Here is a 26,892-nt window from a genome sequence, read left to right as displayed (position 1 = left end):
TAGTTGCAATAAAAAACCCATAATTACTAATTATTATGGGTTTCGCGATTTAATTTGTTAAAAGCAAAAGCAATGCCCGTTATTTATTAATTAGCTTACAGATGATGGGCCCAATAGCTTCAAAAGCGGCGGGCGAAATAATATCCACATGCGCGCACGGCTGGCGATAAATAGCCAAAGAGTCTATCCACGGTGACCAGCTCTGTTCTGGCGATACGCCTTCCGGCACCGTTTTATCCGCCACAAAAAGCGTAGCATGTCCATCAAACGGTACGCTATGCGCCGTCGTCAGCAAACGGACGGCATCAGCATAATTGCCTTCAATAGCGGCAAATAAGGCTTCGGATGCATTTCCCTGCTGAGCGGCGACAAACGCCGCGCGTTCGCGTTCAATTTCCGCCAGCACGTCCGGATTAAGGCCATTCGCCTCTTTTTCCCGCCAGTTTTGTGTTTCCGGCGGCCAGGTGTCCAGTAATCCCAAAAACGCCACCGTTTCGCCGCGCGCGCGCAACCGGGCGGCGATCCCTTGCGCCAGCGTCCCACCCAGCGAATAGCCTAATAAATAATAAGGGCCATGCGGCTGCCGGGCGAGCAATGTCGCCAGATGATGTTCACATACCTCATCAAGGGTGGTTGCGGTTTGCATAGGGCCAGCGGGGCGCGGCGACTGAATCCCCATAATCGACCACGACGGGCTGAGATAGCGTGATAATACGCTAAATTGCCAGGCGAACCCCGACGCCGGATGGAAACAGAATAACGTTGGACCATCGCTTTCACGCAGCGGCAACAGCGGCCCGAACCCCAGATTGCGCGAGCATTCATCATCGTCAGTATCGAGCAGCTTGCTCAATTGCGCCACGTCAGATGCCACCATCACCTGTCCCGGCGTCACCTGGCGGTTAAACGTCTGGCTTAGCTGTGCGGCCAGTTTCATCGCCAGCAGCGAGTGTCCGCCCAGCGCAAAGAAATCACTTTCAACATCGTTAATCTCACAGCCCAGCAGGCGGGAAAACGCCGCTGCGACAGCAATCTCCGTTGCGGACTGCGGCGCACGCCCTTTCACGCGCGGCGTCAGGTCCGGCAGCGGCAGGGCTTTGCGATCCAGCTTGCCATTAGCGCTAAGCGGTAAACTGGCAAGTTGCAACAGCACAACCGGCACCATATGCGCGGGAAGTTTTTGGCGTAATTTTTCCTGCAGCGCCGGTAAATCCAGCGGCAAACCGGAGTGAGAAACCAGATAGCCGACCAGTTGCCGGGCATCTCCGCCCGTCGCCGCCGCCTGATTAAAGACACAGGCATGCGCTACCGCCTGTTCAACATCCGGCAGCGTTTGCATGACGCGGTCAATCTCACCCAGTTCAATACGTTGACCACGAATTTTGAGCTGATCGTCGCTGCGCCCCAGATATTCCACCGCGCCGGAATCCAGCCAGCGCGCCACATCCCCGGTACGGTACATTCGTTCGCCTGGCGCAAAAGGATCGGCGATAAAACGGCTGGCGGTAAGATCCGGACGCCCCAGATAGCCCTGCGCCAGTTGGATACCGGTGAGATAGAGATCGCCAGCCACGCCCGGCGGCACCGGCTGCATATGCGCATCGAGTATACGCAAGCCGGTATTCCAGACGGGATAACCAATCGGGATGCTGTTGCCGTCAATGGCCGCCAGCTCATTACCGCAGGCCGGATACCAGCTCACATCCACCGCGGCCTCCGTCGGCCCGTACAGATTGTGTAGCGGCGCGCCGGTTAACGTCTCCCATTCGCGGCACAGCGCCGTCGGCAGCGCCTCGCCGCTACAGAAAACCCGCTTTAAGGAAGCGCAACTTTTTTCAGCCGACGCTGGCGTTAGCGAGGCAATAAAGGCCGCCAGCATCGACGGTACAAAATGGGTGGTCGTGATGCCGTATTGCGCAAAAAACCGCTGCATCGCGAGCGGGTCGCGGTGCGCTTCCGGCTCGGCCATCACCAGTTTCGCCCCGGCGATAAACGGCCAGAAAAACTCCCATACTGAGACGTCAAAACTGCACGGCGTTTTTTGCGCCACTACATCATCCGCCGTCAGCGGATAGTGATCCTGCATCCACAGCAGCCGGTTCACTATCGCCATTTGCCCCACCATCACCCCTTTCGGTCTGCCCGTCGAACCTGAGGTGAAAATGATGTAAGCGGTATGATGCGGTAACGACAGCCCCAGCGGAGTCGCGTCACTGATCGGTAGCGGTTCGCTATAGCTCAAATATTCCATCCCCGGAATATCGTGAAAGCGCGCCAGCTGCGCCTGAGTCGTAATTAACAGTTTCGGCTGCGCATCCTCCAGCATCATTCGTAGCCGATCGTCAGGATAACCGGTATCCAGCGGCAGCCAGGCGGCACCCGCCTCGACAATACCATGCAGCGCTAAGGTCAGGAAAACCGACCGCGGCAATGCCACCGCCACGCTATCGCCAGGCTGAACGCCGCGTTCCCGCAGCGCGTGCGCCAGCGCCACAACCTGTTCGCGCATTTCACGGTAGGTAAAGTGATAATGCGCATCTACCAGTGCGGAAGCCTCTGGCGTTTTTTGCGCCTGCTGCGCCACCAAATCGCTGAGCGTGGCGACGGGAATAGTTACCACCGTATTATTAAGGTGTGTTAATTGCGTTTGTTCTTCCGCCAGCAGCATTTGCGCATCGCCACAGCGCAGCGCCGGGTTATCAGCAAACTGCGTGATAAGCGCCATCAACCGTAAGGCATGGCGGGAGAGCGTGGCGTCATCGTAACGCTGTGCATTCGCCAGCAATTCAATATCCAGACCACCGTTTTCATCCGGGAAGAGCGCCAGTTCAAGATCGTTAACCGGCCCCGTCGCCAGGGTATGGGTTTGCGCCTGTATACCAGGAAGATCCAGATGATAATCAAACACTTTTATATTGAGCACCGGACCAAATAGCGGAGTCTCCCCAGCGGCTCGCCCGCTATCGCGTACAATCTGTTCGGCGTCGTAACGCTGGTGGCGGCGCATTTTCTTTAACTGCGCCGCAAGACGCTTCGCCAGCGTTGGCAGGTCTTCCGTCGCATTAAGGTTAATCGCCAGCGGCAAAACGTTAAGGACCGGCCCGGTCGCCGTTAACGCTGCCGAGCCCATCCGCCGCATAAAGATAAATCCGGCGGCGTAATCCATCCGCCCGCACAATCGTCCCAGCCACAAGGTCACCAGCGCCAGGGCAAGATCCGCTCGCGGTATCTCAGGCATGTGCGCCGCCAGTTGGCGAAACGCCCCCTCCGGCGCGCTCAATTTCATACGCAGAATATCCGCGCTCGCCGATCGCCCCGGCAACGGCGCGGCAGAAATTGACGCTGGCGGCGGCAGCTCGCAACGCTGCTGCGCCCAGAAGGCGCCATCACGCTGCCAGGCCTCGCTCTGGCGATAGCGCTGATACTCTTCAACCACATCCGCAAAGGGGGTAAAAGGCGAATCCGGCGTAGGGGCGCCGCTCTGCCAGGCGCAATAAATCGTCGCAATCTGGCGGGTTATCGCCGGGAAACTAAAGCCATCCACCAGCAAATGGTGATAGCGCTGATACCAATACCAGCGGGTATCATCAATGCGTATTAACTGGTGAAACGCCAGCGGCTTACCGCTATCTGCGCGCAGGTTTTGCCGTAAGTCCGCCTGCATTAACGCCAGCGCCGCGTGATGCGGATCGGCCTGGTCGCGTAAATCGACAATCGCGGGCTCGCCGAACGTGCGCTCGGGATCGATCCATTGCCAGACCTCGCCATTCTCTTCGGTAAAACGCATCTGTAGCGTATCCGCCTGCTGCATCCCTACCGCTACCGCTTTTGCCAGCAAGGCGGCATCCAGCTCGCCGTTCAGTTCCACATAGTGCGCCACGCTCCAGACGGAGGGTAAATCAGAGAGTTTTTCCGCCATCCAGATCCCCGGCTGGGCGGCGACTAACGGTAAACGCTGCGTCATTTCGCCTCCTGCTTATCGGCATAATGCGCCGGATTCAGTGTTGTCCAGCGCGTATTAAGCCACTGCTGGCACGCGTCCTGCGATTGCGGTTCGCATACCACGTCCCAGCCTGCGGGAAGCGCGCACTCTGCTGGCCAAAGGCTGAATTGACGCTGCGCATTTTGCAGCATATAAAACTGTCCCTGCAGATTATCGAAGGGATTACTGAATTCCATACTCAACTCCTGTCGTGGACATGTGCCCGATTAAAGCGTGTCGATAAGCGGCTGCCAAAGCAGCATCAGCCCTTGCGTTAGCCCGCCGCGCCAACAAAGCGCATCGTGTCCGCCGTCAACCTGACGCCAGAAAATGGACTGCTGCGAGGTATTCAGTTGGGCATAAAGCGCCTGATTCGCCTGAAAAACGATCGGCTCACGCACGCCGGCTTCCAGTACGATGCGCAGTCCGCGCGCGCATAATGCGCCGGTTTTCAGTCGGGTAATCACCTCCCCCTCCAGCGAGTTGACGCGATGGGGCCACCAGAAAGACCCTGACTGGCTCAGTACACAGCCAAAACGCGTCGGCCAGTTCAGGCCGGCATACAGCGCCGACAGGCCGCCAAAACTCTGTCCGGCAACCACCGTTCGCCCGGCATCATCGCTAAAAGGCGTCACCGCTCTGACTTGCGGCAACAGTTCCTGCTGCACCGCCAGCCAGAAGTCGTCATTGCAGGGCAACTCCTGGCTACGGTGTTGAGTATCAATCGCGTCAATCAGCAGATAGACGGCGCCGGGAAGAAGATGTTGATGAGTCAGCGAGGCGAGCGCGGGCCAGGCGGGCATACTTTCCGCCCAGAATTGACCGTCCAGCAGAATAGCCAACGGTCTTTCTTCCGGCGCCTCATCTCCGGTCGTCAATATCCATACGCGGCGGGAGTTGCCCAGACGTTCACTATGCCACTGCATCCTCAAAGGCGGTGAATACGGCGTTTCAGGGCGATCCCATCCCGGCTGAAGGGGCGCATCCGGCATTTCCAGCGCCGAAACCGCATGACCACGCCCTCCCCGCCAGCTTTGTGAATTAAGCGGGTCAGCAATCGCCTGCGGTAATAACTGTCGCCAGCCTTCACGCAGTACGTTTCGATCGGGCGTTTCGCCCGGCGCAAAAGCGGCAAAAACGTCATCGCGTTCGGTAGGAATAAAACAGTAGCTGCCGCGCCAGTTAGCGCTAAGCACCGTGCTCCAGCGCCAGACATCCGTTCCGGCAATACGCGCCATCGTCTGAGGCTGCGCGTTTTGATGATGATCGGTCACGCCAGTGATGTAGACCCAGACACGCCGTATCGGGGAATGTGTTTCATTTCCCTGCGGGTCGCGCCACCAAAAAGTGACCCGATAATTTCCGTTTTTTTCCCGTACCCATTCCGGCCCGGTTTTGGTCCTCCACCAGGCCTCACTTCCCGTCGCCAGCGCCTCTTCCATTATAACCCTATGTTTATTATGAATTTTGCATATAAATAGCGAAATATATTGATAATATTATTGATAACAATTTGCATTTGCAATAGCGTATTGTCGCGCTATGGGAAGCGCGAACACAATTTCACCACCCGACCAATGCCTTTGACGGGCGCCTGGGCTTATGTGGCTAAAGAAAAGCAGGATATACAATGAACAAGAAGATTCATTCCCTGGCCTTACTGGCCAATTTAGGGATTTACGGGGCCGCTCTGCCCGTGATGGCGGAAGAGAAAACCGATAGCGCTGCGCTCAACAATGAAGATACCATCGTGGTGACTGCCGCCCAGCAAAACCTACAGGCGCCAGGCGTATCCACCATCACCGCCGATGAGATCCGCAAAAATCCGCCCGCGCGCGACGTATCAGAAATCATCCACACCATGCCGGGCGTGAACCTGACCGGCAACTCCACCAGCGGTCAGCGCGGGAATAATCGCCAAATCGATATTCGCGGCATGGGGCCGGAAAACACCCTTATCCTGATTGACGGTAAACCCGTTACCAGCCGTAACTCGGTACGTCTGGGCTGGCGCGGCGAACGCGATACCCGCGGCGATACCGCGTGGGTACCGCCGGAGATGATCGAACGAATTGAAGTGCTGCGTGGTCCTGCCGCCGCACGTTACGGTAACGGCGCAGCGGGTGGCGTGGTCAATATCATTACCAAAAAAGGCAGTAGCGAGTGGCACGGCTCCTGGAATACATATTTCAACGCGCCGGAACATAAAGACGAAGGCGCGACCAAACGCACTAACTTTAGCCTGAACGGCCCGCTGGGCGGGGATTTCAGCTTCCGTCTGTATGGCAACCTCGATAAAACGCAGGCTGATGCGCGTAATATTAACCAGGGGCATCAATCTGAACGTACCGGGAGTTACGCCGACACGTTACCGGCAGGGCGTGAGGGGGTAATTAACAAAGATATCAACGGCGTGGTTCGTTGGGATTTTGCTCCGCTTCAGTCTCTGGAGCTGGAGGCCGGTTACAGTCGCCAGGGCAACCTCTATGCCGGCGATACCCAGAACACCAATACGAACCAACTGGTGAAAGATAATTACGGAAAAGAGACGAATCGTCTTTATCGGCAAAACTACTCTCTGACCTGGAACGGCGGCTGGGATAATGGCGTAACCACCAGTAACTGGGTGCAATACGAACATACCCGTAACTCCCGTATGCCGGAAGGCTTAGCAGGCGGCACCGAAGGGATTTTCGATCCAAAAGCGTCGCAAAAATATACCGATGCCGATCTGAATGACGTCACCCTACACAGCGAAGTGAGCATTCCTTTTGATCTGCTGGTCAATCAAAACCTGACGCTGGGTACCGAATGGACCCAACAGCGTATGAAAGACATGCTCTCCAACTCGCAAACCTTTATGGGGGGAAATATCCCGGGTTACAGCAGTACCAATCGTAGCCCCTATTCAAAAGCGGAAATTTTCTCTCTGTTTGCCGAAAACAACATGGAACTGACCGACAGCACCATGCTGACGCCGGGGCTACGTTTCGATCATCACAGTATTGTGGGGGATAACTGGAGCCCGTCGCTGAACCTGTCGCAAGGTCTGGGGGATGACTTTACTCTGAAAATGGGTATCGCCCGCGCTTATAAAGCCCCGAGTCTGTACCAGACTAACCCGAACTATATTCTGTATAGTAAAGGTCAGGGCTGTTACGCGACTGGCGCTGGCACCGGCATCGGCTGCTATATGATGGGCAACGATGATCTGAAAGCCGAAACCAGCATCAACAAAGAGATTGGTCTGGAATTTAAACGCGATGGCTGGCTGGCCGGCGTCACCTGGTTCCGCAATGATTACCGCAATAAGATTGAAGCGGGTACGGTGCCGTTGCAGCGTATCAACAACGGCAAAACGGATGTCTATCAGTGGGAGAACGTGCCGAAAGCGGTCGTTGAAGGTCTGGAAGGCACGTTAAACGTACCGGTTAGCGACACCGTAAACTGGACAAATAACGTTACGTATATGCTGCAGAGCAAAAACAAAGAGACCGGCGAACGTCTGTCGATTATTCCACAGTACACGCTTAACTCAACCCTGAGCTGGCAGGTACGTCAGGACGTTTCTCTGCAATCGACCTTCACCTGGTACGGTAAACAAGCGCCGAAGAAATATGATTATCAGGGGAAACCCGTTACCGGAACAGATAAGCAAGCGGTCAGCCCATACAGTATTGTTGGCCTGAGCGCGACCTGGGACGTGACCAAAAACGTCAGCCTGACCGGCGGCGTGGATAACCTCTTTGACAAACGTCTGTGGCGTGAAGGTAATGCGCAAACCGTTAGAGATACTCAAACTGGCGCCTATATGGCAGGCGCTGGCGCGTACACCTATAACGAACCGGGCCGTACGTGGTATATGAGCATTAATACCCATTTCTGATGCCAATCTTCCCTCCCTCGTTCGGGGGAGGGAGTTTGAAAGAGACCATGCTGACATCCCATTTTTCCCTTCCCTTTGCCGAACACAGGCTGCATATCGTCGACTTTGATGCGAGCAGCTTTCATGAACACGACCTGTTATGGCTTCCTCATCATGATCGGCTCCGGTCTGCCGGACGCAAGCGTAAAGCTGAACATTTAGCTGGCCGCATCGCCGCCGTTCATGCGCTACGCAAGGTGGGTGTCAGGACGGCGCCCGGTATTGGCGATAAGCGACAGCCGCTATGGCCGGACGGCGTATTTGGCAGCATCAGCCACTGCGCGTCAACGGCGCTGGCAGTCATATCCCGACAGCGCATCGGCGTTGATATAGAAAAAATCATGAGTCAGCATACCGCGACAGAACTGGCGTCATCCATTATTGATAGCGATGAGCGCCAAATTCTCCAGGCGAGCTCGCTCCCTTTTCCGCTTGCCCTGACGCTGGCTTTTTCCGCCAAGGAGAGCGTTTATAAAGCCTTTTCAGACCACGCCACACTACCGGGATTCGATAGCGCAAAAATTACTTCGCTTACCGCCACGCAAATCTCGTTAAATCTGCTGCCAGCCTTTGTCACCACGATGGCTGAACGTATCGTCCATATAGGGTGGTTCCAGCGTGATAATAGCGTTATTACGCTCTGCTCCTGGAATGACGCGCTTTCCCCACGACAGGAGCGCTCCCGCTTCTATACTTAGCGCAATAACCCGATAAATGAGATCGCTATGGTGCTGAATGATTTTCACGTTTCTGAACCTTATACGCTTGGTATTGAGCTGGAGATGCAGGTGGTCAACCCGCCAGGCTACGATTTAAGTCAGGACTCTTCTACGCTGATTGACACCGTTAAGCCCCAAGTTACTGCGGGAGAAATTAAACACGATATCACCGAAAGTATGCTGGAGATGGCCACGGACGTCTGCCGCGACATTGACCAGGCGGCGGCCCAGCTTTCTGCCATACAACACGTTATTTTACAGGCGGCGTCGGAACACCATCTCGGCATTTGCGGCGGCGGTACGCACCCTTTTCAAAAATGGCAGCGTCAGGAGGTCTGTGATAATGAGCGCTATCAGCGCACGCTGGAAAATTTCGGCTACTTAATTCAACAGGCGACGGTTTTCGGCCAGCATGTCCACGTCGGCTGCGCGAATGGCGACGATGCGATTTACCTTTTACACGGGCTGTCGCGTTTTGTGCCGCATTTTATTGCGCTCTCCGCCGCGTCCCCCTATATGCAAGGCTCTGACACCCGTTTTGCCTGTGCGCGTCTGAATATTTTTTCCGCTTTTCCCGATAACGGTCCCATGCCGTGGGTCAGTAACTGGCAAGAATTTGCCGGATTATTTCGTCGTCTGTCTTACACCACGATGATTGACAGCATCAAAGATTTGCACTGGGATATCCGCCCCAGCCCTGCCTTTGGCACGGTAGAAGTTCGGGTGATGGATACGCCGCTCACCCTTGATCATGCTATCAATATGGCAGGGCTGATTCAGGCGACCGCTCACTGGCTGCTGACCGAACGTCCCTTTAAACCGCAGGAGCAAGACTATCTGTTATATAAATTCAACCGTTTTCAGGCCTGCCGCTATGGTCTGGAGGGCGTGCTAACCGATGTCTATACCAGCGACCGCCGTCGGCTGGCAGATGATACGCTGCATCTGCTGGACAACGTTACCCCCTCTGCGCGCAAGCTGGGCGCCGACAGCGCAATTGACGCGCTACGTCTGCAGGTGAAAAAAGGCGGTAACGAAGCGCAATATATGCGGGAGTTTATTGCCGACGGCGGATCGCTGATAGGCCTGGTACAAAAACATTGTGAAATCTGGGCGGGACAATAGACAGCATATTTGCCTTACCAGGCGATATCCCGGACAATGGTGTTTTAACTTACGTTTAACAAAACCATGAAACACCCGCTTGAATCATTGATGACCGCTGCCGGTATTTTGCTGATGGCGTTGCTCTCCAGCCTGCTATTGCCCGCCCCTTCGCTCGGCCTTGCGCTGGCGCAAAAGCTGGTCGGGATCTTTCATCTTATGGATCTCAACCAGCTTTATACTTTGCTGTTTTGTTTATGGTTTCTGCTGCTCGGCACGCTGGAATATTATGTTATTCGCTTTATCTGGCGGCGCTGGTTTTCGCTGGCCGATTAAACATTTCAATGCGTACGGCCATGCTTTTCTTTGCGATAAGCGCCTGGCGGCAGGTTGAACGTGCGGGTAAAAATGCGCGTAAAGGTTTGCTGCGAATCAAAACCATACTTGAGACAAATATCATACACTTTCTGGTCGGTGTCGCGCAGATCGCGCGCCGCCAGTTTTAGCTTCCGTTCACGCACGTAGCGCCCCAGACTCTCCCCTTTGTACTGCATAAAAAGGCGCTGCAAATGCCACTTGGAATACCCCGCATGACGGGCAATATCATCAATACGTAACGGCTGATTCAAATTATCATCAATCCACTCGACAATCGTGTCGATAACCTGAGCGGAAATGGTCATCGTGCTCTCCTCTCTATCAAACTCGTCAACGGCTCCCACACCGCACATTTACTGCAATAGCAATAAGCATAGTAATAACCACACAAATTGTGAGATGGCTTATGGCATGGCCTGCAATACGCTTTTCCACCACTTCACGCGGATAGCCCTTGATTATGAGTGAGTAAGCACTCATTATAGAAAGCAAAGATACGCCGTCAAGGTACTTTTCAAAGGTTGACATTCACCGTTGCGACGTGAGAACGGGCATGATTCAATCGTGTTTTTACAGACATAAGGGTAACGTGTAGTGGCTCGTCCGAAGAGTGAAGATAAAAAACAGGCATTACTGGAAGCGGCAACCCAGGCAATAGCGCAATCCGGCATCGCCGCCTCAACGGCGGTGATTGCGCGTAACGCAGGCGTTGCAGAAGGAACATTGTTTCGCTATTTCGCGACCAAAGATGAGCTGATTAACACGTTGTATTTGCATTTAAAGCAGGATCTCTGCCGGTCAATGATCATGGAGCTGGATCGATCCATTACCGATGCCAAAACGATGACCCGTTTTATCTGGAACAGTTATATCAACTGGGGCCTGAACTATCCCGCACGGCACCGGGCGATCCGTCAACTGGCCGTCAGCGAAAAGATCACCAAAGAGACGGAACAACGGGCCGACGATATGTTCCCCGAACTGCGCGATTTATGTCATCGCTCCGTTTTGATGGTGTTTATGTCAGATGAGTACCGCGCCTTCGGCGACGGCCTTTTTCTGGCACTGGCCGAAACGACAATGGATTTCGCCGCGCGCGATCCCGCTCGCGCTGGCGAATTTATTGCGCTGGGATTCGAAGCCATGTGGCGCGCGCTGACTCGCGAGGAGCAATAATGGACGGTCACACACTGCACGCCTGTGCAAAACGCTTTGCGCTGGAACTGCCTTTTACCGAACACTGCTGGCCTTTCGGCCCACAGTACGATGTGTTTAAAGTCGGCGGCAAAATATTCATGCTTTTCACTGAACATCACTGCCGTCCGCTGGTGAACCTAAAGTCGGACCCGCAAAAATCTCTGTTGAATCAGCAAATTTACCCCAGTATTGTGCCTGGCTATCACATGAATAAGAAACACTGGATTTCAGTCTATGCAGGCGAGGATATCACCGTCTCGCTACTCAACGATTTGATAAATGACTCATGGGATCTGGTGGTAGATGGGTTACCCAAACGAGAGCAACAGCGCCTGCGGCCGCGCTGATGCAATACTCGTCGCAATAATTGTTTCGCATTTTCCACCCTTATCTTTTTGCCGATAACCCGGTACCCTGCTGATACAAAAGGGTACTAAACCAACCAGGAGCATTTATGGACATCGTTTCTGTCGCCTTAAAACGCTACTCCACCAAGGCGTTCGATCCCAGCAAAAAACTGACCGCCGAAGAAGCGGATAAAGTAAAAACACTGCTACAGTACAGCCCCTCCAGCACCAACTCCCAGCCGTGGCACTTTATTGTTGCCAGTACGGAAGAAGGCAAAGCGCGCGTCGCAAAATCCGCTGCCGCCAATTATGTGTTTAACGAACGTAAAATGTTGGACGCATCCCATGTCGTCGTGTTTTGCGCAAAAACCGCAATGGATGACGCATGGCTTGAGCGCGTCGTCGATCAGGAGGAAGCCGATGGCCGTTTCGCTACGCCGGAAGTTAAAGCGGCAAATGATAAAGGTCGCCGCTTTTTCGCCGATATGCACCGCGTCTCGCTAAGAGATGACCATCAATGGATGGCGAAACAGGTTTATCTGAACGTCGGCAACTTTCTGCTGGGCGTCGCCGCGATGGGTCTCGACGCCGTCCCCATTGAAGGTTTCGACGCTGACGTGCTCGACGCCGAATTTGGTCTGAAAGAAAAAGGCTATACCAGTCTGGTGGTGGTGCCGGTCGGCCATCATAGCGTCGAGGATTTCAATGCCGGGCTGCCGAAATCACGTCTGCCGCTTGAAACCACACTGACGGAAGTCTGAACCTCTGCCTAAGCCGGACGCCCGTCCGGCTTTTTCACTTTCTGCCAGGTTCCCCAATGATAAATGGCGCGAAGTGCCAGGTTTTACATCACTAGTGTTAACTTATTCCTGTAATACACTGAAAAAGAATAACATTTAAACCTGGTACGCCGTTTATTTTACAGCAACGCAGTGTCGGCCCGTAACCATCCACTGACTACCCGCTGCTATATGTGAAAGGCTGAGTATTAATATTTGCGCATCGTAAGGGCCGCTTGCTGGCGGCGCCAGCATTGCCGAACGCCAGCCAGAAAGATAGCTTTAATACGAATCCTGGCTCGCCCATCACAACTGGAACCATGCAGGCGCTCAAGTCCGCTTTTTGTTGTCAGTGAGGGAAATTTTCATGGCGAATAATCACGATTATCGCGGATATATATACAATATACACTCATCGCGGTAAGAAATATTTAACCTGAAACTCTAATATATTAGAATACAGAATTGAATAATCAATTGGTTGATGTTTCTCATCAATTGCTTGCGTCTGAATTTTTAAAATAGGATCTTTAGTACTTATATGAAGAACACTTGCAATTTCAGGTGTTGGAAATATTGGAGAAAATGTTTCAAAAGTACCAATAATTTTAACATTACATTCATTTTCAATATATGAGAATTTAGATTTTTTCATATGTGAGACTGTTAGTTCCGGGAAACGCCCTACAGATAGCCAGGTTTCTTCTAACTGCGCGAGTTTATTATCAATAATACGCAATCGTTTTATATAATACACTGGTTCATTTTCTGTTATATTCAGTTCCCTTGAAATAAGATGTGTAGCTCCCTGCACTTCAAATCTCATAATCTGGCTAACAATTTCTTTACCACTATTTTTAGCTATTTCACTCAGACAATTCATATGCTCTACATGTGCAATGAAGCTCTTTCTTCTCACATAAGTTCCAGCCCCATGCTTACGTTCGATCATACCTTCTTTTTCTAAAATATCTAATGCCTTTCGTAATGTGTTACGTGATACGTTATAAGTCTGAGAAAGCTGGATTTCGGTTGGTAGCAGATCCCCTACATTATATGTGTATCCATTAATATTATCTTTTAGCTTTCTTGCAATGTCCTGAAATACCACTTTTGCACCTCTTTAAAATCATTAAAAACAATAAGTTATGCATCAAAAAAAACCAATTCTCACCAATGGTTCACTTTTCCACCTCAAAATGCACCTATTTATTAAAATCTATTGTGACCAATGTAACAAAAAATAAACCAAGGAATAAATAACATAAAATGCGCTGATTGAGATTTAATATACTAAAGAGGGATGCATATGAAAAATATATTATTGGTTTGTGCGGCTGGTATGTCTACCAGTATGCTGGTTAAACGCATGTGTGAGTACGCTGCAACTATAAATGCTGAGGTCAATATCAATGCACTGGCAATTGCAGAGGCTAAAAACAAGATTAAAAACAATGAAGCGGATATTGTTTTGTTAGGCCCACAAGTCCGCTTCCAGAAATCTGAAATTGAAGGCATTGCTCAGGGAAGAATCCCTGTAGCAGTGATTGACATGAAAGATTATGGGGCGATGAATGGTAAATCAGTTCTTGAATTTGCCTTTAAGCTTCTTGAACAACAATACAACCAATAACATTATCCATTAATAGATTTGTTCCTGAAAAAAACTGGAAAGTTAGTTCTGATCATAATCAGGAACGAATCCTCATATTCAAAAAATAAGTTTTTCATAATTGCAGGTGATTACAATGGGATTAATGAATTCCTTTGAACGTGGGATGGAGCGCTTTCTTGTTCCAATAGCAATAAAACTGAATTCACAGAAGCATGTAGCAGCTGTCAGGGATGGATTTGTTTATACATTCCCTATTATTATGGCGAGTTCATTAATTATCTTAATCAACTTTGCAATATTGTCGCCTGACGGATTTATAGCAGGACTATTACATCTTGGTAGTGTTTTCCCTCATCTGGAAAAAGCACAGGCCATATTTACACCTGTAATGAATGGTTCTGTAAACATAATGTCTATAATGATTGTGTTTCTTGTAGCCCGCAACATGGCTATCAGTTACGAACAAGACGATCTCTTGTGCGGACTGACCGCTATAGGTGCATTTTTTATTGTCTACACGCCATATCAACTGATTGATAATCAGGCATTTTTGACAACAAAATATTTAGGCGCACAGGGGCTTTTTGTCGCAGTAATTGTGGCATTATTAACAAGTGAAATTTTTTGTCGAATGGCAAGAAATCCCAAAATTGCGATAACTATGCCAGCGGCTGTTCCACCCGCTGTTGCTCGCTCATTCAAGGTGTTATTGCCTATCTTTTTTGTGATGGTGTTCTTCTCTGCACTGAATTATTTATTATCATTAATTTCACCTAATGGGCTTAATGATCTTATTTATACATTAATTCAGGCACCACTAAAACATATGGGAACAAACATATTTGCAGTGATTATTCTTGGCGCGGTCGGCAATTTTTTGTGGGTACTTGGGATACATGGTCCTAACACGACATCTGCAATTCGTGAAACGGTATTCTCCGAAGCTAATCTTGAAAATCTCTCATGGGCTGCACAACACGGATCAACATGGGGGGCTCCTTATCCAATAACCTGGACGTCAATTAATGATGCGTTTGCAAATTGCGGCGGTTCAGGTATGACATTAGGACTACTAATAGCCATTCTGATAGCTTCTCGTCGTGCTGAGTATAGGGATTTGGCAAAGATGTCATTTATCCCTGGTATTTTTAATATCAATGAGCCTGTCATGTTTGGATTACCTATTGTTCTGAACCCGATTATGATGGTTCCATTTATTCTTGTGCCAATCGTTAACTGTACAATTGGTTATTTCTTTGTCTCAATGAAGATCATTCCTCCAGTTGCTTATGCTGTTCCCTGGACAACACCCGGACCATTGATTGCATTTCTCGGAACGGGGGGGAACTGGTTAGCTTTGCTTGTCGGATTCCTGTGTCTGGGAGTTGCTACGTTAATTTATTTACCGTTTGTCATTGCGTCAAATAAAGTCAATACCGCGATGACTGATTAACAGATTTTTAATTAATATTCAGGAGTGTTGTATGTTTGCTGATGAAGAAACTGTCATGGAATTATTAATTCATGCTGGTCAAGCACGCTCTGATGCAATGGAAGCTATCAAATATGCACGATTGAAAGACTGGGATTCTGTTACCAGACTAATGAAAAGCTCGGAAGAAGCATGTCTGAATGCTCACAAAATTCAGACTGCTTTAATCGGTCAGGATGAAGGATGCGGGAAAATTAGTGTCAATTTGATTCTTATCCATGCTCAGGATCATTTAATGACTGCCATATTGTGCCAGGATTTGGCAAAAGAAATTATTTCCCTCAGAAGGGATTTAACCAGTTAATAAATTTTTTCCTCCAGTTAAAGCTGGAGGAACTTACTTCTACCTGTCAAGAGTATTTAAATGAAAGCAAAAAATGTAAAACTCAGCCTGTTGTGCATATTTATTGGCATGGCGTTATATCCTGCTGATGTTCTTGCCAGTAAATTAACGGTTGAGCAACGGCTCGAACTTCTGGAATCTGAATTATCTGCAAATAAAAAAGAATTGCAGAAAACAAAATATGAACTTAGCACATATAAAAATAAAATTGCGACCTTACAGAAAAGTGTTGCTGAAAATAGCTATCGTAATACTGCCATTCCAGATATTACGGCCACATCACCTGTTTCTGAAAACATTAACAATGAAAACGGTGAAATCAACCAATCTGGTTCCCATGTTCCAGTCAAAGGCACACAACAAGTAGCAGTAATAGACAGCAATGGCAAAAATACAACTATTGAAAGCGTTACTCTAAAAGATATCAGTAAATATGTAAAAGATGATATTGGCTTTAGTTATCAGGGCTACTTCCGTTCTGGCTGGGCGACGGGTAATCATGGTTCCCCGGAAACCTATGCCGCCGGATCACTAGGACGCTTTGGTAACGAAACAAGCGGATGGTTCGATTTAACGCTAAACCAGCGTGTTTATAACCAGGACGGTAAAACAGCTACTGCTGTTGTCACGTATGATGGTAACGTTGGTGAACAATACAATGATGCATGGTTTGGCGATAGTGATAATGAAAATATCATGCAGTTCAGCGATATTTTTCTGACCACTCGAGGATTTTTACCATTTGCTCCTGATGCTGATTTTTGGGTTGGTAAACATAAATTACCACAATATGAAATTCAGATGCTTGACTGGAAAACTCTCACAGCAGATGTGGCTGCGGGGGTTGGTATTGAAAATTGGCTCTTAGGGCCGGGGATGCTTGATGTTTCGTTAAGTCGTGATGATGTTGATGTATATTCTCGTAATTTTGAGCATACTACTCAAATGAACACAAACTCTATTGACTTACGTTATCGAAATATTCCTTTATGGAAAGATGGCACATTATCATTAATGGCTAAATATTCTTCCCCGAATAAAACCGATCAGCAAAAAGACAATGAAAATAATGATAGTTATTTTGAAATGAAAGATAGTTGGATGTTAACTTCAATTATTCATCAAAATCTTGACCGGGATGCCTTTAACGAATTCACATTACAAATTGCTAATAATTCATTTGCCAGCAGTTTTTCTAGTTTCTCTGATGCAAGCAATACTATGTCTCATGGTCGTTATTATTATGGTGATCATACAAATGGTATTGCCTGGCGTTTAATTTCACAGGGGGAAATGTATCTTGGTAATAATATCATTATTGCAAATGCCCTTGTTTATTCTCACGGGGAAGATATTTATAGCTATGAGAGTGGCGCACATAGCGATTTTGATAGCATACGTACCGTTATTCGTCCAGCATGGATCTGGAATACCTGGAACCAGACGGGGATAGAATTAGGCTGGTTTAAACAAAAAAATAAAACTCAGCAAGGTATTAGTCTGGATGAGTCAGCCTATAAAACTACGCTCTATCATGCTTTTAAAGTTGGCACCAGTATTTTAGGTTCAAGACCGGAAATCCGTTTCTATGGAACATACATTAACATTCTGGATAATGAATTATCTAATTTCAATTTTAACGATAATAGCAAAGACGAATTTATGGCTGGTGTTCAGGCTGAAGTTTGGTGGTAATTTAAAATTTCTCATTAAGGAGCAAGGTTATGTCAGGATTTAAAAGTGATTTTCTATGGGGGGGAGCTGTTGCTGCACATCAACTGGAAGGAGGCTGGAACGAAGGGGGAAAAGGGATTAGTATTGCAGATGTTATGACGGCTGGAGCTTATGGTGTTTCGCGTGAAATCACCCCAGGAATAATAGAGGGTCGTAATTATCCCAATCATGAAGCAATTGATTTTTATCATCGCTATAAAGATGACATTAAACTTTTCGCGGAAATGGGTTTTAAATGTTTTCGCACATCAATAGCCTGGACCAGAATTTTTCCTAATGGGGATGAGATTGAACCTAATGAAGAGGGGTTACAATTTTACGATGCGGTATTTGATGAATGTTTCAAATACAATATCGAACCTGTAATCACATTGTCTCATTTTGAAATGCCATATCATCTGGTGACTGAATATGGTGGTTGGCGTAATCGCAAAATGATTGAATTTTTCACACGCTTTGCGAAAGTAGTTTTTAACCGTTATCAGTCGAAAGTAAAATACTGGATGACTTTTAATGAAATAAATAACCAGGTAAATTTCTGTGAAAGTCTCTGCCCGTTTACTAATTCTGGAATTCTGTATTCTGATGATGAAGGGGAACATGACCGAGAAAGAATTATGTATCAGGCTGTACATTACGAACTGGTCGCCAGTGCCATTGCCGTTAGTGTCGGGCATGAAATCAATCCAGATTTTAAAATTGGTTGCATGATTGCTATGTGCCCCATCTATCCTCTTACTTGCACTCCTGAAGATATGATGATGTCTGTAAGTGCGATGCATCGCCGTTATTGGTTCACTGATGTGCATGTACGTGGCTATTACCCACAATACATGCTCAACTATTTCGATAAACAGAGGTTTCATCTTGATATTACCGAAAATGATCTTAATATTCTCCAATATGGCTGTGTGGATTATATCGGATTTAGTTACTATATGTCATTTGTAACTAAATCTACGGAAGATAACCCTGATTTCAACTATGTTGAACCGCATCATTTGGTTAAAAATCCATATATTCAAACTTCAGACTGGGGGTGGCAAGTAGATGCTTGTGGCATACGTTATTCCCTCAATTGGTTCTGGGATCGTTTCCAGTTACCAATGTTTATTGTGGAGAATGGTTTCGGAGCCGTTGATTTTGTTCAACATGATGGAACAATAGACGATAAATATCGCATCGATTATCTCGCTGCGCATGTTCGTGAGATGAAAAAAGCCGTTGTTGAAGATGGTGTTGATTTAATAGGATATACCCCATGGGGATGTATAGACTTAATATCTGCTGGTACTGGAGAAATGAAAAAACGTTATGGGATGATTTATGTTGACAAAGATAATGATGGGAATGGTACTCTCGAACGGCGTCGTAAAAATTCTTTTTACTGGTATAAAGAATTGATTTCTCAGAATGGTAATAATATTTAATTTTTACTTTGATTTTTTAATTTAAATTCAAAAGGGACTCCACCGGAGCCCCTTTATTTGACGTTAGATAATGATAAACATGCCAATCAGTATTGAGATACTAACTACCAATAAAAATGATTCAACTCTAAATCCTAATGTTAATCGATTTGGTAAACTTCTTATCAACTTGTAACTTTAGATACTTATACCATCATGTAGAAACCTATAATATTTAAAATTCAAACTACTGATTATAAATTTAACTGGCGTCACTGGCTTCGCCCACTTCTGTGAAAAAACTTATTTTTTTCAGTGTCTAACGTTACACGAATGAACCGGGCAGCCCTCCCTGGCGTGTCATCAGAATCGTGCGCTAAACCCGATGTTATAGCGGGTTTGATTGCCATCGCTTAGCCCTGCCGTTTGCGCCAACCCGGCAAAGGCTGACATCGTTGTCGACAGCGGAAAATCTGCGCCAACCGCCATATCGATCCAATTTTTATCCTGCGTTTTCCCGGCGCGGCTAAACGTCAGCGCGGTCGATTTAAGGCCGCCGTTTGCCACATACGCATCATCGCCAAACTGGCGGCGATAATTAATCTGCGCCCAGGAATGAATGACGCTATCGCGGATATCCAGACGCCAACCAGCGCTACCCACCTGCGAATGGGCGTTTTGGTCGCCAAAATGCATTGATGTGCTGGTATTGAGTTTCTCGCTATAACCATTAACGTGGCTATAATCCCACGCATATTGCAACATTGGTCCAGTCGTTAACCACGACATCAGAACAAAATCGTAACCACTGGTTAACCTGGCGCCCCACAGCCGGCCGTTGGTTTCGCCCTCTTCCACGCGTCTTAGCGCACCAAGCGTTATACTGCGCTGAACGTTGCTGAAGTTAGCGGACAGGTAGTGTAAATCGCCATCCAGCCACGCCTGCCCGGCGCGTAAATGGCTGAACACGGCGGCCTGCAAGCCGCGGGCGTCATAACGATAATTATCGTCAGGACGTTGCTTATCCAGAGAACCGGCTATCAGCCCTCCCAGCAGTACCTGCTCGTTAAGCTGATAATCGACGCCAACCGTCAGATTATTATGATTACCGTGGCCATCGGCCTCGTTATTATCATAACGCTGATATCCGCCGCTGTATCCGCCGAACATGCCCAACGAACCGACAGGGTTTTCCCCCTGGCGAAGCTGCTGATAACGGCTGTCAAGCGTGTCACGACTGCCGCGCACCATCGACTGAACGCTTTGGTTCAGATATGTCACCTGTACCGGCGCGGCAATAATCGACTGGATATATTGCGCAATAATGGTATGGACCTGCGGACCGGGATGTAAATGATCGGCAAACAGATAGTCCTGCGACGCATTAAATCCCGGCATTGCCGAAGAGCACGCCGAGGCGGATACGCCCGGCGGGCAGGCCATACCCACGGTATTTGTCAGACCAAACGCCTGTGGATTGGCGAGAACTTCCTTAAAAAGACCGTTAATATTGGCACGGACAATATTACCACCGTGTTGCTCCAGCCCCTTTTCTTCCATCTGATTATAATAATCGGTCAGATCTGACGCCTGGCCTGCCGCCGTTTTATAGCCCGCCAGCAGTTGCTCAACGATCCGTTGCTGAATAGACGGGTCACTGCTTACCGTTACAGCCGCCGCCAGCAACGCCTTGCGGATCGCCTGCTGCCGACTGGCGGAATCAGGCGTCTCCCCCATCGCCAGCGCATCTAACGCCGCCTTTAGCGCCGGGGGCGCAGCGGCGCCCAGCCCGGCGGTGATTACCGCCTCCAGGAGTATTGGCGTCACACTAATGTCCGGTACGTTTGGTACCACGACCAGCCCGGCACCTGCATCCACTAGCAGCCCTACCTGCGCCGCCGCGTTAGTGGCGCTATTACCGGCTATTTGCCACGCCATAGCTGGCTGCGTGATGGCCGCCGCCAGATCGTTTCCACCGACCCAGTGAATATACAAGCCGTTGTGATCGGCTTTTCCGCCCGTTTTGGCAAGCCACTGCCGTACCTGATCCGCCGTATTATCCTGGGGGTTTAATTCCGGCGTCGCCGTCGCGCCGCCGGCGGCATAATTAGAACCGCCTTTGTTGGAGGGGCTTAATGCCAGCCCATATCGCTCGGCCAACTGTTCGTCGTAGAGCTTATTTTGACCACCATCCCAGGTCCAGCGACCGTTATTCCCGGTATCGCTAAGGCTATCGCCAAATACCGTAAGAGAGTCAAACGCCCAGGCGGATAATGGCGTGGCCAGCGCCAGCAAGAGTATGTGGTGTTTTACCAGGGTACGCTTTTGAGTCATCCCATGTTCCTTAATGTTATTGTTGGTAGGTACGACGATGCTAATCATCATCCGACAGAGACATTGCAATCGTTTTAAGCATTCTGGTTAAAATGTTTTCATCCATTGTTTACGGACTGGCGCCTGTTAAAAAAGGGGGGCCGGCGTAAAATAATGACGTTTGTGGGGCGCTGAATAAAATATAGCGTATGGATAAATCCAAAAGCATTTTTATCCGTCTCCCGCTGTTTATGCCTGAAGCGCAGGCATCCTGATTTGCATAAATGCCATTCAGCAGTCATCATAGGCTGCTGTTTATAAAGGAGAGATTATGCAGGAATTGATATCCCAGGTAGAAGATTTAGCGGGTATTGAAATGAATCACACCACGTCGCTGGTGGTGATATTTGGTATTATTTTTCTGACGGCTGTTGTCGTGCATATTATTTTGCACTGGATAGTACTGCGCGCTTTTGAAAAACGCGTCAGCGCCAGTTCCCGCCTGTGGCTGCAAATTATCACCCAGAATAAATTATTCCATCGTCTGGCTTTTACGCTACAAGGCATCATTGTCAATATTCAGGCCGCGCTCTGGCTGCAAAAAGGCAGTGAGGCTGCGGATATCCTGACGACCTGCGCGCAGTTATGGATTATGACCTACGCTCTGCTGTCATTGTTTTCCCTGCTGGACGTGATTTTCAATCTGTCGCAAAAATGGCCCGCCGCTTCTCAACTGCCGCTAAAAGGAATATTCCAGGGCATTAAGCTCATCGGCGCGATTATCGTTGGCATTTTGATGATCTCACTGCTGATTGGCCAGTCACCGGCGATTTTAATCAGCGGTCTGGGCGCGATGGCTGCGGTATTAATGCTGGTCTTTAAAGACCCGATTCTTGGACTGGTTGCCGGTATACAGCTTTCCGCCAACGATATGCTCAAACTGGGCGACTGGCTGGAGATGCCGAAATATGGTGCAGATGGCGCGGTCATTGATATTGGTTTAACTACGGTAAAAGTGCGCAACTGGGATAATACCATCACCACCATTCCCACCTGGTCGCTGGTTTCCGATTCGTTTAAAAACTGGAGCGGCATGTCTGCGTCCGGCGGACGCCGGATTAAACGCAGCATTAATATTGACGCGACCAGCATCCATTTTCTGGATGACGATGAAAAACAGCGACTGTTAACCGCGCAACTGTTAAAGCCGTACCTTACCAGCCGTCATCAGGAAATCGATGAATGGAATAAACAACTGGATGCGCCAGAATCAGCCTTAAATCACCGCCGAATGACCAATATCGGGACATTTCGCGCCTATCTGAACGAATATTTACGCTACCATCCGCGCATCCGTAAAGATATGACGCTGATGGTGCGCCAACTGGCGCCTGATGATCATGGTTTGCCGATAGAGATCTATGCCTTTACCAATACCGTCGTGTGGCTGGAATATGAGAGCATTCAGGCCGATATTTTCGACCATATTTTTGCCGTGGTGGAAGAGTTCGGCTTACGTATTCATCAGACGCCGACCGGCAGCGATATTCGTGCGCTGTCAGGGACGTTGAGGCATTAATGGATTGCCCGATCGCATGAGCATGGGATCGGGCAAAAAAGTTAATGGGCCTTACGGCGCAAAACGTTAAACGCGATAAACAGGAAAACAATCCATACTGGCAGCAAAATCGCCGACAATCGCATATCGTCCATCGTACACATTAACACCAGAATCAGCGCCAGAAACGCAATGCACAAATAGTTCCCGGCGGGATAGAGCAACGCCTTAAATTGCGTCTCGCGCCCTTTACGGCGCATCGCCGCGCGAAAACGTAAATGCGCGAGACAAATCATTATCCAGTTTAGCAACAGTGTCGCGACAACCAGCGCCATCAACAAGCTAAACGCTTTTTGCGGCAGCAGATAGTTGATCAACACCACCAGAGAGGTAATTGCCCCGGAAAGCATCAGCGAGTTCACCGGCACACCGCGATGGCTGACGCGGGTTAAAAATTTCGGCGCATTGCCTTGTACGGACAGGCCGAACAGCATTCGGCTATTCGAATAAACGCCGCTGTTATACACCGAAAGCGACGCGACCAGAATAACGAAATTCAGCGCCAAAGCCACCACATTGCTGTCAAGATTATGGAAGATCATTACAAAAGGACTGCTATTGGATTTCACCTCTACCCACGGATAGAGCGCCAGCAGAACCACCAGCGAACCGATGTAGAACAGCAAAATACGGTATACCACCTGATTAACCGCTTTCGGGATGCTTTTTTGCGGATCGCGCGCTTCCGCCGCAGTAATGCCGATCAGCTCCAGTCCGCCAAAAGAAAACATAATCACCGCCAGCGACAGAAGCAAACCATGCCAACCGGTAGCGAAGAAACCGTTATAACGCCAGAGGTTATCAATGCTGGCATGTTCGCCGCCGTGGCCGGAAAACAGCAGCCACAGACCAAAACCTATCATGCCGATAATCGCCAGCACTTTAATCAGCGCGAACCAGAATTCCGTTTCGCCATACAGACGAACGTTCACCAGATTCACGGCATTAATGATAATAAAAAACGCCGCCGCCCATATCCACGTTGGTACGTCAGGCAGCCAGTACTGCATATAGATGCCCGCCGCGGTCAGCTCCGCCATCCCAACCAGCACAAACATAACCCAATAGTTCCAGCCCGACAAAAAGCCCGCAAACGGCCCCCAATATTTCCAGGCGAAGTGAGCAAACGATCCGGAAACCGGCTCTTCCACGACCATTTCACCCAACTGGCGCATAATGAGAAAAGCGATAATCCCGGCAACGCCGTAGCCCAACAAAACAGCCGGCCCCGCCATTTGAATCGCCGGGCCGATACCCAGAAACAGTCCGGTGCCAATGGCGCCGCCCAACGCGATTAGCTGAATATGACGGTTTTGCAACCCCCGCTGAAGCGTCGGTTCATTCTTCGACGCGGCATCCGACACGCTGGCGCCGGATGCAGTTGACGCGTTTTTCACGTCCTACCCCTGTATCGTTTTTATTGAGGGGCACCTTTTAACATTTCGTTCTCGCTGCCGCAAGGCGCAATCGTTTGTCACGGTTCAGCCCCGGACGTTAACGTTATCGTGTAAAAAAAGATATCGCGGGGAGTAAAAAGAAAAGAATGCGCGCCGATATAGAGAGTTACGGGTGAAAGACGACGAGTATAAAATGTGTGAATAACTCTGGACGAAAAGTACGACACCCTACAGAATACATTTAGTATTTTTTCAGTATTTTCAAAAAGGTGAATCAGACCTGGTATCTGTTATCCGTTTTTGAGCCACGCCAGGCATCAACGTCATGAATAAGATCATTAAACGTTTAGAGATCATCAAAAGCGCCATCGAACTTGAGGACGAAGAGATTATCCGTCAGCAGCTCATCTACCTGAAAAATGAGCCGCAGGATGCTGTAATCAGCGCGATTGCCCAGGCGATTGAAGCCCGTCGTTTCAGTGACGCCATGCAAGAGATCTCCGCCTGGCTACAGGCCCAACGGGCGCTCTCGACGTGGCAAGATCCCTCTATCGCCGCCAGTAAACTGGAGCTGAAAGCGCTTGAAGCCCAACTTCGCGATCTGATTGACAAACGAAATGCGCGGGTACAAATCCTCGACGATTTCAACGACCTCTATCATCTGCGTCTCGGGCCGTTGATGAGCCGTATTCTGGAGTTGCGTAAACAGCTCGCTGTAAGTATGCAGCGTAAGCAAGAAGCTGAAATAAAACGCCGGGAAAAGGATTATCAATCCTGCCTGCAATTTATTTCCCAGGCCGTGGATCAACTGGCAACGCTAAAACAGCAGTGGACAGGATTGAATGCCGCCTCGCGGGAAGCGGTGGGCATCCGTCAGCGAATCCAGCAGCAGACGGAGTTAATCACCGCGTTGCTGGAGGAAATTCGCGAGCTGGAAGCGGATTTTTCCCATCAGGACGACAGCACATCCCGCCAGGCGCAGGAGGACGCGGAACAGGACTATCACCAGTACCGGAAGCAGCAGCAGGAAGCGCAATTTCGCTACGCCCGCGATCAACGTTTGTCGGCTGACGAACGCAGTGAATTAAAACGTCTGTGGCGCCAGGCCAGCCGCTTGTGCCACCCGGATGTGGTCGCCGATGAATTGAAAGAAAAAGCGCACCAGATGATGGTACAGCTTAATCAGGCGCGGCAGAATGCCGATCTGGCGGCAATTCGCGCGTTATTGACGCAGTTGCAAAGCGGTCTGGAACCGATGATGGCAAGCGACAGGCTAAATAACCTGGAACATCTGCGCCATAAAATACGCCAGCTCCGCACGCAAATCGACGCGCTGTTGAAAGAGATTACGCAACTGGAAGCGGAAAACGCCTGGCGGCTCGCCTCTTCCGTTACGGATAAGGAGGCCTATTTCTCCGAGCAGGAACGAGCGCTAACCGAAATTCGCAATACGCTGGAGGCGCAGGTTCAACAGGTGGAACAGGAACTTCTGACAGGGTAGTCCATCAGCCATAAACAGATTGTCGGATGACGCTTGCTCAACCATCCGACGAATCGTGGCATAAAAGGGTAAGAGGGTCGCTACTGTCGCTGTAAAAGTAGCGAACGGGCGGAATCCGCCATGATCATCACCGCGCCTGCCAGCATTAATGTATCTTTTAATACCAGCCGTCCGGCGCCCGATAAATACGGGAAACCATAATGCGCATCGCCCAGCGGCATAACCCAGGCCTCCGGCGTGGTGATTAAAAACGATAGCGTGACAAATGGCGTCAGGAATGCCAGTACGCCGCCCGCCAGCCCTAACCAGCGGCTGAAAGGGTTAGCCAGTACCAGCGCCGCGATAATTAATTCCACCACGCCCAGACCATCCGAAAACGCATACGTATTATTGGCTGTTTGCCAGGCGCGTTCCTCCGGTTTTAATTCGCCCTCATGAGTCAGATGCTGACGATATTCCTCCGGATGTTCATAGAAAAATGACATAAACGGACTGTTCGCCACAAACGGGGTAATACTGTCTGCCTCATAGGGCACAAATTTCAGTAATCCAATCCAGATAAAAACGATGGCGATACTCAGGCGAATTAAGGTTAATCCAAGCCGATCCCCCCGACTTAACAGACGAAGATATTTATCCATACCAGGCCCTCCTTATTTATATAAAATCGCAGTGGCATAACCTGTATTATCAATACGCATTGACGTAATTTTCCATGACGACGCCTGTTTACTTTGCGCCAGTCTGGCAATAGCGTCTTCAAGCATCGACGGCGTCGCTGAAACCGCAGAAACGCTGATATATTCAACGTCAGCTAGCGGCTGGGCGGAGGCGGAAAATGCCAGCGGCGCAGCCAATAATGAGGTAATAAACGTTGTAACTTTTAACATCGTGATTTCCAGTCGTGGGTTATTTCAATGGTGTTATAATACGTTACTCCTTACTAAAGCCTTTTCTTTCAGACGCCAGCATATTTGTCCTGGCGTATTTTTATGGCCTAACAGGCAAAAAAAAGCCCTGATTAACAGGGCTATGCTAT

Annotated in this window: 22 protein-coding genes and 1 pseudogene; 14 read left to right on the top strand and 9 right to left on the bottom strand. The window is 49.4% G+C overall.

From position 1 onward, the window contains the following. Positions 1–79: 79 nt before the first annotated feature. From entF to fes, 3 genes are read right to left on the bottom strand one after another with little or no spacing between them, the layout of a single operon-like run. Complete coding sequence (gene entF, locus F4V72_RS12635; protein WP_136058415.1) at positions 80–3,964, bottom strand: enterobactin non-ribosomal peptide synthetase EntF; 3,885 nt, start codon at positions 3,962–3,964, stop codon at positions 80–82. Beyond that, positions 3,961–4,179, bottom strand: a complete 219-nt coding sequence (locus F4V72_RS12630; RefSeq protein ID WP_053508460.1) for an MbtH family protein — start codon at positions 4,177–4,179, stop codon at positions 3,961–3,963. The genes entF and F4V72_RS12630 overlap by 4 nt, the downstream gene beginning before the upstream one ends. Positions 4,180–4,209: 30 nt before the next feature. Then, a complete protein-coding gene (gene fes, locus F4V72_RS12625) occupies positions 4,210–5,424 on the bottom strand; it encodes an enterochelin esterase (protein ID WP_053529297.1) in 1,215 nt (404 codons plus the stop codon). Between the two features lie 188 nt (positions 5,425–5,612). Between fes and F4V72_RS12620 the strand changes: the two genes are divergently transcribed. The 4 genes and pseudogenes from F4V72_RS12620 (at position 5,613) to F4V72_RS12605 (ending at position 10,066) form a co-directional block, all read left to right on the top strand. Then, positions 5,613–7,868 carry a TonB-dependent siderophore receptor gene (locus F4V72_RS12620; protein WP_150342461.1) on the top strand — a complete coding sequence of 752 codons (2,256 nt, stop codon included), beginning with the start codon at positions 5,613–5,615 and terminating at the stop codon, positions 7,866–7,868. Positions 7,869–7,915: 47 nt separating this feature from the next. Then, positions 7,916–8,621 (top strand): annotated as a pseudogene (entD, locus tag F4V72_RS12615) (enterobactin synthase subunit EntD). Between the two features lie 11 nt (positions 8,622–8,632). After that, positions 8,633–9,751 carry a YbdK family carboxylate-amine ligase gene (locus tag F4V72_RS12610; RefSeq protein ID WP_053508466.1) on the top strand — a complete coding sequence of 373 codons (1,119 nt, stop codon included), beginning with the start codon at positions 8,633–8,635 and terminating at the stop codon, positions 9,749–9,751. Between the two features lie 66 nt (positions 9,752–9,817). Further along, positions 9,818–10,066: a DUF1158 family protein gene (locus tag F4V72_RS12605; protein WP_000682500.1), complete on the top strand. Its 249-nt coding sequence runs from the start codon at positions 9,818–9,820 to the stop codon at positions 10,064–10,066. 5 nt (positions 10,067–10,071) lie between these two features. On the opposite strand, the gene F4V72_RS12600 is transcribed toward F4V72_RS12605, so the two are convergent. Beyond that, entirely contained in the window at positions 10,072–10,413 is a 342-nt protein-coding gene (locus tag F4V72_RS12600; protein ID WP_000155633.1) for a RamA family antibiotic efflux transcriptional regulator, read from the bottom strand. Between the two features lie 289 nt (positions 10,414–10,702). Here F4V72_RS12600 and F4V72_RS12595 point away from each other — a divergent pair, with 289 nt between their 5' ends. The 3 genes from F4V72_RS12595 to nfsB all read left to right on the top strand — a co-directional run bounded on the left by F4V72_RS12595 (position 10,703) and on the right by nfsB (position 12,413). Beyond that, on the top strand, positions 10,703–11,284 hold the full coding sequence (locus F4V72_RS12595) for a TetR/AcrR family transcriptional regulator (protein WP_023246770.1): 582 nt from the start codon (positions 10,703–10,705) through the stop codon (positions 11,282–11,284). Then, positions 11,284–11,652: an MmcQ/YjbR family DNA-binding protein gene (locus F4V72_RS12590; protein ID WP_023246769.1), complete on the top strand. Its 369-nt coding sequence runs from the start codon at positions 11,284–11,286 to the stop codon at positions 11,650–11,652. The genes F4V72_RS12595 and F4V72_RS12590 overlap by 1 nt, the downstream gene beginning before the upstream one ends. Positions 11,653–11,759: 107 nt before the next feature. Next, positions 11,760–12,413, top strand: a complete 654-nt coding sequence (nfsB, locus tag F4V72_RS12585; protein ID WP_136058416.1) for an oxygen-insensitive NAD(P)H nitroreductase — start codon at positions 11,760–11,762, stop codon at positions 12,411–12,413. A gap of 430 nt (positions 12,414–12,843) precedes the next feature. Here the strand turns inward: nfsB and F4V72_RS12580 are convergent, their stop codons facing one another. Beyond that, positions 12,844–13,542, bottom strand: a complete 699-nt coding sequence (locus F4V72_RS12580) for a GntR family transcriptional regulator (RefSeq protein WP_053508470.1) — start codon at positions 13,540–13,542, stop codon at positions 12,844–12,846. Between the two features lie 198 nt (positions 13,543–13,740). Here F4V72_RS12580 and F4V72_RS12575 point away from each other — a divergent pair, with 198 nt between their 5' ends. The 5 genes from F4V72_RS12575 (at position 13,741) to F4V72_RS12555 (ending at position 19,045) form a co-directional block, all read left to right on the top strand. Further along, entirely contained in the window at positions 13,741–14,064 is a 324-nt protein-coding gene (locus F4V72_RS12575; RefSeq protein WP_070801472.1) for a PTS sugar transporter subunit IIB, read from the top strand. 115 nt (positions 14,065–14,179) lie between these two features. Further along, positions 14,180–15,499 (top strand): PTS sugar transporter subunit IIC, encoded by a 1,320-nt coding sequence (locus tag F4V72_RS12570; RefSeq protein WP_150342460.1) that lies wholly within the window; start codon positions 14,180–14,182, stop codon positions 15,497–15,499. Between the two features lie 31 nt (positions 15,500–15,530). Beyond that, the gene (locus F4V72_RS12565; RefSeq protein WP_023246764.1) at positions 15,531–15,842 is read left to right on the top strand and encodes a PTS lactose/cellobiose transporter subunit IIA; all 312 of its coding nucleotides are present in this window, start codon (positions 15,531–15,533) and stop codon (positions 15,840–15,842) included. A gap of 60 nt (positions 15,843–15,902) precedes the next feature. Beyond that, positions 15,903–17,576 (top strand): carbohydrate porin, encoded by a 1,674-nt coding sequence (locus tag F4V72_RS12560; protein WP_150342459.1) that lies wholly within the window; start codon positions 15,903–15,905, stop codon positions 17,574–17,576. 29 nt (positions 17,577–17,605) lie between these two features. Further along, positions 17,606–19,045, top strand: coding sequence for a 6-phospho-beta-glucosidase (locus F4V72_RS12555; protein ID WP_150342458.1), 1,440 nt, complete (start codon positions 17,606–17,608; stop codon positions 19,043–19,045). 342 nt (positions 19,046–19,387) lie between these two features. Here F4V72_RS12555 and F4V72_RS12550 read toward each other — a convergent pair whose 3' ends face one another. Next, entirely contained in the window at positions 19,388–21,358 is a 1,971-nt protein-coding gene (locus F4V72_RS12550; RefSeq protein WP_070801474.1) for an autotransporter outer membrane beta-barrel domain-containing protein, read from the bottom strand. A gap of 310 nt (positions 21,359–21,668) precedes the next feature. On the opposite strand from F4V72_RS12550, the gene F4V72_RS12545 reads away from it, so the two are divergent. Next, a complete protein-coding gene (locus F4V72_RS12545) occupies positions 21,669–22,916 on the top strand; it encodes a mechanosensitive ion channel family protein (RefSeq protein ID WP_079836142.1) in 1,248 nt (415 codons plus the stop codon). Positions 22,917–22,957: 41 nt separating this feature from the next. Here the strand turns inward: F4V72_RS12545 and pheP are convergent, their stop codons facing one another. After that, positions 22,958–24,352, bottom strand: coding sequence for a phenylalanine transporter (pheP, locus tag F4V72_RS12540; protein ID WP_136058418.1), 1,395 nt, complete (start codon positions 24,350–24,352; stop codon positions 22,958–22,960). 325 nt (positions 24,353–24,677) lie between these two features. Between pheP and F4V72_RS12535 the strand changes: the two genes are divergently transcribed. Continuing rightward, a complete protein-coding gene (locus F4V72_RS12535; RefSeq protein WP_053508482.1) occupies positions 24,678–25,853 on the top strand; it encodes a DNA repair protein in 1,176 nt (391 codons plus the stop codon). An 80-nt stretch (positions 25,854–25,933) separates the two neighbouring features. Here the strand turns inward: F4V72_RS12535 and rclC are convergent, their stop codons facing one another. Together rclC and rclB are read right to left on the bottom strand one after the other, a co-directional pair. Next, entirely contained in the window at positions 25,934–26,494 is a 561-nt protein-coding gene (gene rclC / locus F4V72_RS12530) for a reactive chlorine resistance membrane protein RclC (protein WP_023246757.1), read from the bottom strand. A gap of 12 nt (positions 26,495–26,506) precedes the next feature. Continuing rightward, the gene (gene rclB / locus F4V72_RS12525; protein WP_053529289.1) at positions 26,507–26,743 is read right to left on the bottom strand and encodes a reactive chlorine resistance periplasmic protein RclB; all 237 of its coding nucleotides are present in this window, start codon (positions 26,741–26,743) and stop codon (positions 26,507–26,509) included. Positions 26,744–26,892: the final 149 nt, after the last annotated feature.

Origin of the sequence: Salmonella enterica subsp. diarizonae, from assembly GCF_008692785.1 — a bacterium.
Lineage (GTDB): Bacteria > Pseudomonadota > Gammaproteobacteria > Enterobacterales > Enterobacteriaceae > Salmonella > Salmonella diarizonae.
This window is presented reverse-complemented; position numbering and strand designations above follow the sequence as displayed.

What these genes read in the sequence shown, in the direction of transcription:
- rclB (WP_053529289.1), bottom strand. Translation starts at nt 26,743, where the DNA reads ATGTTAAAAGTTACAACGTTTATTACCTCATTATTGGCTGCGCCGCTG.
- F4V72_RS12545 (WP_079836142.1), top strand. Translation starts at nt 21,669, where the DNA reads ATGCAGGAATTGATATCCCAGGTAGAAGATTTAGCGGGTATTGAAATG.
- F4V72_RS12620 (WP_150342461.1), top strand. Translation starts at nt 5,613, where the DNA reads ATGAACAAGAAGATTCATTCCCTGGCCTTACTGGCCAATTTAGGGATT.
- rclC (WP_023246757.1), bottom strand. Translation starts at nt 26,494, where the DNA reads ATGGATAAATATCTTCGTCTGTTAAGTCGGGGGGATCGGCTTGGATTA.
- F4V72_RS12610 (WP_053508466.1), top strand. Translation starts at nt 8,633, where the DNA reads ATGGTGCTGAATGATTTTCACGTTTCTGAACCTTATACGCTTGGTATT.
- F4V72_RS12600 (WP_000155633.1), bottom strand. Translation starts at nt 10,413, where the DNA reads ATGACCATTTCCGCTCAGGTTATCGACACGATTGTCGAGTGGATTGAT.
- F4V72_RS12560 (WP_150342459.1), top strand. Translation starts at nt 15,903, where the DNA reads ATGAAAGCAAAAAATGTAAAACTCAGCCTGTTGTGCATATTTATTGGC.
- F4V72_RS12565 (WP_023246764.1), top strand. Translation starts at nt 15,531, where the DNA reads ATGTTTGCTGATGAAGAAACTGTCATGGAATTATTAATTCATGCTGGT.
- F4V72_RS12630 (WP_053508460.1), bottom strand. Translation starts at nt 4,179, where the DNA reads ATGGAATTCAGTAATCCCTTCGATAATCTGCAGGGACAGTTTTATATG.
- nfsB (WP_136058416.1), top strand. Translation starts at nt 11,760, where the DNA reads ATGGACATCGTTTCTGTCGCCTTAAAACGCTACTCCACCAAGGCGTTC.
- F4V72_RS12605 (WP_000682500.1), top strand. Translation starts at nt 9,818, where the DNA reads ATGAAACACCCGCTTGAATCATTGATGACCGCTGCCGGTATTTTGCTG.
- F4V72_RS12570 (WP_150342460.1), top strand. Translation starts at nt 14,180, where the DNA reads ATGGGATTAATGAATTCCTTTGAACGTGGGATGGAGCGCTTTCTTGTT.
- F4V72_RS12550 (WP_070801474.1), bottom strand. Translation starts at nt 21,358, where the DNA reads ATGACTCAAAAGCGTACCCTGGTAAAACACCACATACTCTTGCTGGCG.
- F4V72_RS12535 (WP_053508482.1), top strand. Translation starts at nt 24,678, where the DNA reads ATGAATAAGATCATTAAACGTTTAGAGATCATCAAAAGCGCCATCGAA.
- fes (WP_053529297.1), bottom strand. Translation starts at nt 5,424, where the DNA reads ATGGAAGAGGCGCTGGCGACGGGAAGTGAGGCCTGGTGGAGGACCAAA.
- F4V72_RS12575 (WP_070801472.1), top strand. Translation starts at nt 13,741, where the DNA reads ATGAAAAATATATTATTGGTTTGTGCGGCTGGTATGTCTACCAGTATG.
- entF (WP_136058415.1), bottom strand. Translation starts at nt 3,964, where the DNA reads ATGACGCAGCGTTTACCGTTAGTCGCCGCCCAGCCGGGGATCTGGATG.
- F4V72_RS12555 (WP_150342458.1), top strand. Translation starts at nt 17,606, where the DNA reads ATGTCAGGATTTAAAAGTGATTTTCTATGGGGGGGAGCTGTTGCTGCA.
- F4V72_RS12590 (WP_023246769.1), top strand. Translation starts at nt 11,284, where the DNA reads ATGGACGGTCACACACTGCACGCCTGTGCAAAACGCTTTGCGCTGGAA.